The 7,729-nt window shown below is 71.9% G+C and carries 5 protein-coding genes; all 5 read left to right on the forward strand.

Annotation, left to right across the window (positions count from 1 at the left end):
- Nucleotides 1-156: 156 nt before the first annotated feature.
- Complete coding sequence (gene cobA, locus AB0I04_RS14640; protein WP_360883858.1) at nt 157-1,395, forward strand: uroporphyrinogen-III C-methyltransferase; 1,239 nt, start codon at nt 157-159, stop codon at nt 1,393-1,395.
- Nucleotides 1,392-3,116 carry an AAA family ATPase gene (locus AB0I04_RS14645; protein ID WP_360883860.1) on the forward strand — a complete coding sequence of 575 codons (1,725 nt, stop codon included), beginning with the start codon at nt 1,392-1,394 and terminating at the stop codon, nt 3,114-3,116. The genes cobA and AB0I04_RS14645 overlap by 4 nt, the downstream gene beginning before the upstream one ends.
- A gap of 19 nt (nt 3,117-3,135) precedes the next feature.
- Nucleotides 3,136-4,866, forward strand: coding sequence for an ABC transporter (locus AB0I04_RS14650; RefSeq protein WP_360883863.1), 1,731 nt, complete (start codon nt 3,136-3,138; stop codon nt 4,864-4,866).
- Nucleotides 4,867-4,982: 116 nt separating this feature from the next.
- Nucleotides 4,983-5,516: a single-stranded DNA-binding protein gene (locus AB0I04_RS14655; RefSeq protein WP_360883866.1), complete on the forward strand. Its 534-nt coding sequence runs from the start codon at nt 4,983-4,985 to the stop codon at nt 5,514-5,516.
- 454 nt (nt 5,517-5,970) lie between these two features.
- On the forward strand, nt 5,971-7,729 hold a 1,759-nt coding region (locus tag AB0I04_RS14660; RefSeq protein WP_360883869.1), incomplete at its 3' end, for a zinc ribbon domain-containing protein.

Below are 7,729 nucleotides of genomic sequence, written 5' to 3' on the forward strand. Positions count from 1 at the left end.
GATCCGTCCGGGTGCCTGCCGGATGGCATCTGACCAGGGCCGGTGATCACCGGACGGTTACCGACCCACCCGGGTGCCTGCCGGATGGCACCTGACCGGCGCGGGTACCTTTGGTGCCGGACCGGACCGCTCACGCTTCGACCAGGAGATCATTCCTTGCCGCCCTACCTTCTCGGTCTCCGTTTCGACGGTCGCCGTGTCGTCGTCATCGGTGGCGGACGCGTCGCCCAGCGGCGCGTGCCCACGCTGCTCGCCGCCGGTGCCGACGTGCTGCTGATCGCCCCTGAGACGACGCCGATGCTCGAGGACCTCGCCGCCCGCGGCGAGATCACCTGGGAGCGCCGGGCGTACCGTCCGGGCGACTGCGACGGCGCCTGGCTCGTGCAGGCCTGCGCCGACGACGGAGACGTCAACGCGGCGGCCGCCGCCGAGGCCGAGAGCCGGCGGATCTGGTGCGTGCGCGCGGACGACGCGGAGCTGTCCCCGGCCTGGACCCCGGCGAGCGGCAGGGTCGGCGAGACCACCGTCGGCGTCCTCGCCGGGGGAGACCCGCGGCACGCCGCCGGCCTGCGCGACGTCATCGTCGACGGGCTGCGCGACGGCACCATCGGGGCGCGGCACTCACGGCGGCGGCCCGTGGGCGTCGCGCTCGTCGGCGGCGGCCCCGGCGATCCGGGGCTGATCACCGTACGCGGGCGGCAGCTGCTGGCCGAGGCGGACGTCGTCGTCACCGACCGCCTCGCCCCGCGCGAGCTCCTCGACGAGCTGCCCGCCGACGTGGAGATCATCGACGCGGCCAAGATCCCGTACGGCCGCTCGGTCACGCAGGACCACATCAACGCCGCGCTCGTCGAGCACGCCAAGGCCGGCCGTTTCGTCGTGCGCCTGAAGGGCGGCGATCCGTTCGTGTTCGGCCGGGGCGCCGAGGAGGTGCTGCACTGCGTACGGGAGGGCGTCCCGGTCACCGTCGTCCCCGGCATCACCAGCGCCATCGCCGTGCCCGCCTCGGTCGGTGTGCCCGTCACCCACCGCGGCGTGTCCCAGGAGTTCCACGTGGTGTCGGCACACGTCGCCCCGGGTGACCCCGCCTCGACGGTCGACTGGGAGGGCCTGGGCCGGGCCCAGGGCACTCTCATCCTGCTGATGGCGGTGGAGCGCATGAGGGTCATCGCCGACACGCTGATGCGCTATGGTCGGTCGCCTGACACTCCCGTCGCGGTCATCCAGAACGGTACGCTGCAGAGCCAGCGCGCCCTCACGACGACGCTTGCGGCGGTGGCGGATGACATGGCGGCCACCGGCGTACGGCCACCGGCGATCGTCGTCGTCGGCGAGGTCGTGCAGGTTGCACGAGAGATCGACATACTGAACGCGGATTTGGGGCGGACTCCGTGACACCCCCGGCTGACCAGAGCGCGATCAAACGCGCGGCTGCACCCCTTCCACTCGATGAGGCCCTGGCCGACCTGCGGGACCAGATCGCCTCCTTCCGGTTCGTCCTTGACGCCCCAGGCGTCGAGGAGGCCCGTACGACCCAGCAGGATCTGCTCAATCAGCTCGACGACTACCTTCTGCCGCGCGTGCGTCAAAAGGACGCCCCGCTGCTGGTGGTGCTCAGCGGGTCGACCGGCGCGGGCAAGTCCACGCTGGTCAACACGCTCGTCGGTGAGCGGGTCAGTGCGACCGGCGTGCTCCGGCCCACGACGAGCAGCCCGATCCTGGTCTGCCACCCCGACGACGCCGACTGGTGGCTCGACGAGCGTTACGTCCTGCCCGGCTTCGGGCGGGTGCCCGGCCCGGCGCCCGACGCCGTCGTCGGCGACCAGCTGGTGATCATGAAGAGCGACGTGCTGCCCAAGGGCCTGGCGCTGCTCGACAGCCCGGACGTCGACTCGGTGTTCGAGGACCACCACGAGTTCGCCTCTCAGTTCCTGTCGGCGGCCGACGTGTGGATCTGCGTGACCACGGCGGCCCGCTACGCCGACGCGCTGGTCTGGCGCCTGCTGCACCGAGCCCGCGACCACGGCGCCACCCTTGGAGTGGTCCTGTCCCGCGTCCCGGAGGGCGGCGAGGAGGTCGTCGGGCACTTCACCGAGATGCTCAAGGACAACGGCCTGGAGCAGGCGGCGCAGTTCGTCATCCCCGAGACCACGGTCTCCGGGGGGATGCTGCCCTCCGAGGCGGCCGACGAGGTCCAGATGTGGTTGGGCGGCATCAGCGAGGACGAGGATGGCCGAGCGGAGGTCATCAGGTCTACTCTGGGTGGCGTGCTCGACACCTTCCGTACCCGCGTCCCCGAGCTGGCCGCGAAGGTCGAGGATCAGGTCGCCCTCCGCACGATGCTCCGCGAGGAGGTCGAGGCCGCCTACGCCACCGGCCTGGCCGAGCTGGACGAGGCCACCCGCAACGGCTCCCTGCTGCGCGGTGAGGTGCTCGCCCGATGGCAGGACTTCGCCGGCACCGGCGACCTCGAGCGCGCCCTGCACGCCGGGCGCGGCCAGACCGGCCACCGCGGCAGCAGCCGGCGCAAGCGCAGCCCCGCGCGGGTCCGCGCGCTCAAGGCCGCCCTGCGCAGCGCGCTCGAGTCCCTCATCATGGCCGGCGCCGAGCGCGCCGCCGAGGAGGTCGTGAAGCGCTGGCAGGACCGGCCGGCCGGCGCCATGCTGCTGGCCGGGCGCGAGGAGGCGCTCGACCGCGCCTCCGCCGAGCTGCCCCGCCGCGTCACCCGGGCCGTCAGCGCCTGGCAGGACCACATCGCCGAGCTGATCCGGACCGAGGGTGTCACCAAGCGATCGGTGGCCAAGTTCGTCTCCTACGACGACGAGGCCCTGGCCCTCGTGCTGATGGTCGGCCTGTTCGGCTTCGGCACCAGCGAGATCGCGGTCGAGGGCGGCACCAGCGCCGTGCCGCAGCGGCTGCTCAAGGCGCTGTTCGGCGCAGAGTCGCTGCGGAGCATGAGCGCCAAGGCGCGCGCCGACCTGCGCGGCCGCGTCGGCATGCTGTTCGACGAGGAGGGCATCCGGTTCGGGCAGGTGCTCGACGGCGCCGGCGTGCCCGACGAGACCACCCCCGTCCAGCTCTACCAGGCCACATACAACCTCGAGGTCGCCCGGTGACCGAGGAGGATCGCGACCGATGACGACGACCACCCCCGGCGTCTCCGGCACGTCCCAGGAGACCGAGCCAGAGCAGACGGAGCAGGCGACCCCGGCTCCCGAGCCTCCCGCACCGCCGTCCGACGCGTCCGGGCTCACCCACCGCCTGGCCACGCTCGACCGGCTCGTCGAACTCGGCGACGGCCGCGTCGACCAGGCGCTCATGGACGACGCCGCCGAGCTCCTCGGCCGCGCCGGCCAGCGGCTGCGGCTGTCCGGCGACCACACGATCGTCGCGCTCGCCGGCGGCACCGGCAGCGGCAAGTCGTCGCTGTTCAACGCCGTCTGCGGTCTTGAGCTGTCGCCCACCGGCCTGCGCCGCCCGATGACCTCCGCCGCGCACGCCTGCGTCTGGGGCCTCGACGGCGCCGGGCCGCTCCTCGACTGGCTCGAGATCGGCAAGCGGCACCGCTACGCCCGGGCCAGCGCCCTCGACCAGACGACCGGCGGCGGCGCCGGCTCGCTGGAGGGCCTCATCCTGCTGGACCTGCCCGACCACGACTCCATCCGATCCGAGCAGGTCGCCGAGGTCGACCGGTACGTCGGCGTCGCCGACCTGCTGATCTGGGTGCTCGACCCGCAGAAGTACGCCGACTTCGCCGTGCACCGGCGCTACCTTGAGCCCCTTGCCGGACACGACGGCGTGAGCCTCATCGTCCTCAACCAGGTCGACCGCCTCGCGCCCGAAGAGATCGACGAGTGCGTGAAGGACCTGCGGCGCCTGCTGGAGGCCGAGGGCCTGCGCGACCCCCGCATCCTGACGACCTCGGCCAAGTCCGGCGCCGGGATCGACGACTTCCGCGAGGTCGTCGCGGACACCGTGGCCGCGCGGCGGGCCCGCACCCAGCGCCTCGTCGCCGACCTGGACCGGCTCATCCAGCGGTTCGAAGGCGCCTTCGGCGACATGGAGCCGCCCACCACGGTCGACGCCAAGCGCACCGCCGCGCTCGTCGAGGCGCTCGTGGACGCCGCCGGCATCCCGGCCGTGGCCGAGGCGATGGAGAGCGCGTACGAACTCCGCGCCCTGGACTACGTCGGCTGGCCGCTCGCCCGCCTCGCCGTCCGGCTCCGCAGCGATCCGCTGCGCCGCATGCGCCTCGTCGAGCTCCGCGACGAGCTGCGCTCGGCGTTCACCACCCCCGTCAACGCTCAGCAGGCCCACGTCGACAATGCCCTGCAGGACGTCGCGGAGGACGTCGTACGCGACCTGCCGGCCTCCTGGCGGCGGTCGGTGCGCGAGGCCGGCCGGTCCAACGCAGAGGCGCTCCCCGAGGCCCTCGGCACCTCGCTCCGCGACGTCGTCCCCGCGTTCAACCAGGTGCCGGCCGGGTGGTGGGCGGTGCGCGTCTGGCAGTACCTGCTGCTCGTCGTCGCCGCCGTCGGCGTCGTCTGGCTTGGCGCGATCGGCGCCTTCGCCGGTCTGAAGCTGGCCCACGCGCCGACCCGCCTCCTCGGCGAGGCGGACGTCGCACCGTACGTCGCGCTGGTGTTCGTGTGCGTCCTCGGCCTCGGCGCGCTGACGGCCCTGGCCGCCCGGAACATGATCGCCATGACGTCGGTGAAGCACAGCGAGCGGATGGAACAGCAGATGCGCGAGGGCGTCGTCACCGCCGCCCGCGAACTCGTCATCGAGCCCATTGAGCAGGAGCTCGCCGTGTACGCACGGTTCCGCGACGAGGCGGGCCACGCGATCCGTGACGTCGCCCCATAAGTACGCGGAGTTATCCACAGTTCGCGGAGAGGCCTGGTGAGCGGGGTCTCGGATCCTCGACGGTGGGTGTGACGGCGGCGGCGCAGGGCCGCCGCGCACGCACCCGAGGAGCCTTAGTGAACGACGCGCTGATCACCGTCATCGGTTTCGTGGCGGCCGAGCCCCACTTCGAGGTCCTGTCCAGCGGCACCGCCCTGATGTCGCTCCGCATCGGCAGCACCCCGCGCCGCTTCGACCGCGACCTCGGCCAATGGCGCGACGAGGATCCGATGTTCCTGACCGTGACCTGCTGGCGGTCCCTGGCCACCAACCTCCAGGAAGTCGATTTCAAACGCGGCGATCCGGTCATCGTCACGGGCCGGCTCCGGCTCCGGGAGTACGCCAAGGACGGGCAGACGCGCTTCTCCGCCCAGATCGAGGCGACCACGGTCGGCCACGACCTCAGCCGCGGCGTCGCCCGGCTGCAGCGGTCCCAGCGCTCCGCCGTCAACCTCGCGGAGGACCGCCGTCAGGCCGACGACCTCGCCGACCGCTGGATCGAGTCGGAGGAGCGCGCCGACGGCACCGAGGAGCTCACCCCCCAGGTCGCCGGGGGAGCCGACGAGTCCGACGAGACCACCGAGCCGCCCGCGTTCCGGGCGGTGGCCTGATGCGCCCCGCCGGCGTCTCCTGGGCCCGCTCGCCGAAACCTGCCACGTCCCGGGCCGGATAGGCCGACCAGGAGGTGCCCGTACGCCATGACCGGGTGGCGGCAGTGGGCCACTGCCGCCACCCGGCAGGGAAGAGGGCTGCCGCCGAGCCGGTGCCCGCGAGGTCGTGCGTCCCGGCATCCAATCCGTGGGCAGTCAACGCCCCGACAGGCTGACCTCGCTCGAATTTTCGAATCGCCGAGCAGAACGCCGATGCGATTCGCTACCGTGCGTATATGCCTTGTCGCCTATCGGCAAGTGGGGTGAACAGATCCCTTCCAGACAGTTACCTGGACCTGCTCAACGACATCAAGTGTGAGATCACTGCGGCGCTGTCCATGGAGGATCAGTTGGCCCGCACCGTCGCTGACGCACTGCCGGCCGAAAATGGGCGGTTTCCGTCCGGTCGTGTCGCATGAGAAGCCGTAAGCTTGCGCTGGCCGTCGGTCAGGCGGCCCGGACCGCGGCCGCCTGCGTTCTGCTGCGTGGCGGGGCGGATGAGAAGACCAGTGAAGCCCTGACGGCTCGGGCGATGGCCGAGCGGGTGGGGTGGTGCGAGGATCTGGTCGCGGGGATGACCGGAGACCTGCTGGCCGGGCATTGGAACGCCGGTGATGTGGCCGTGTTGGCCGCCGGGGTGGATGGCGTGGGTCGCATCTTGCCGTCGAGTGCGTGGATGGCGTTGCGCCGCCTGGGCTGGGCCGTGACCGTCCCCGAGGGAGTGAAGGTCAATGACCGGATCGTGCGGATGGCTCAAGAACAAGCCGGGCGGATCCTGCGCGGTGCACAGCACCGCGCCGAGACGGTCGCCGGGATCCTGGGGACCTGGCCCGCCGACCCGTTCAAGCGCACGCCGGCCGAATGGGACGCCGTCCGCGAAGCGATCCTCAACGGTGGGACCCTGCCCAGCGGCGTGATCAGGGCGCGCACGAGGCAGGTCGCCGCGTTCGTCGCCGGGCATGGGCGGCTTCCGGTCGATGTGTTCGAACTTGAGGATGTGCCGAACGCGGCGCGGATGCTGGTGCTGGCCGCGGTGGACCGCCAGCAGGCCACCCTGGAACGCGCCGACGACGACCCAGCCAGGGCGCTGCTGCGGCTGCAACTGCCCACCCGACCGGATCCGCGCTCATACGCCGACTGGACCTGGGTGGCCTGCCCGATCACACTGCCGCCCACAGTCCCGCCGGACGCGGTACTGCACTTGCCGACACTCCGACGGCAGGGCCGAATAGTACGCGCGGATCTGGCGTTCTCCCACCCCGTTCCCAAGACTGAGTCGAAGGGTCACACGACGGCGCTGGGCGTGGACTGGGGTCTGAACACCCTGCTCAGCGCGGGCCCGTGTCGTTTGCAGCCGGACGGAACCATCACTGCCCTGGGGGCTGGGGCGATGTTCCGGGCCGGTGGGGTGATGGCCCGCCAGCACCGGCTCCGCCGCCACGGCGAACACCTGAACGCCAAAACGGACACCTACACCCGCCTCATCAGCGGCCAGGAGGACCATCACCTGGTCGTCAAGCACGCCGTCCTGCAGGCCGAGAGCGAGTACGTGGCTGATCGACGGTCGGGCCTGAACGACGCGCTCGCCTGGGCGGCGGCGCGGTGGGCGGTGGATCAGGCGGTCGCTGTGGGCGCGAGTGTGATCTATGTGGAGGATCTGCGGTCGATGGAGGCCAAAGGCATGGGCCGCACCCTCAACACCCGCCTCTCCCAAGCGGTACGCGGACAGATCACCGCCAACGTGCGGCACCTGGCCGCCGAGACCGGCATCGCCGTGGTCACCGTCCCGGCCCGCAACACCTCCAAGCACTGCCCCCAATGCCTGCTGCCACTACGGCACTGCAAAGCACCCGACCGGCCCACCACCCCCGGCTGGAAGTGGGCGATCTGCCCCGACCCCGACTGCGGCTGGCAGGGCGATCGCGACCACGGTGCGTGGCGGCGTATCGCTGCGCGCGGCCTGACCCACCAGCACAACACCACTGTCGTTGACCGCGGCACCGGTCAGATGGCCATACCCGGTGTGGTTGACAAGCTCGAAGTGGACGCGGTCGTCACGTCGATCGCGTCTCCTCAGGCGACCGGGGGTGACCGGTCCAAGACTGGCCCTACCCCGCGCCGATCTCCACGCCCCGTGCCCAGGCGACGCGGGGCACCCTCCACCCCCGACCCTC

It is taken from the genome of Actinoallomurus sp. NPDC050550, assembly GCF_040655075.1.
In the GTDB taxonomy this organism is placed as follows: Bacteria; Actinomycetota; Actinomycetes; order Streptosporangiales; family Streptosporangiaceae; genus Actinoallomurus.

What these genes read in the sequence shown, in the direction of transcription:
- AB0I04_RS14650 (WP_360883863.1), top strand. Translation starts at nt 3,136, where the DNA reads ATGACGACGACCACCCCCGGCGTCTCCGGCACGTCCCAGGAGACCGAG.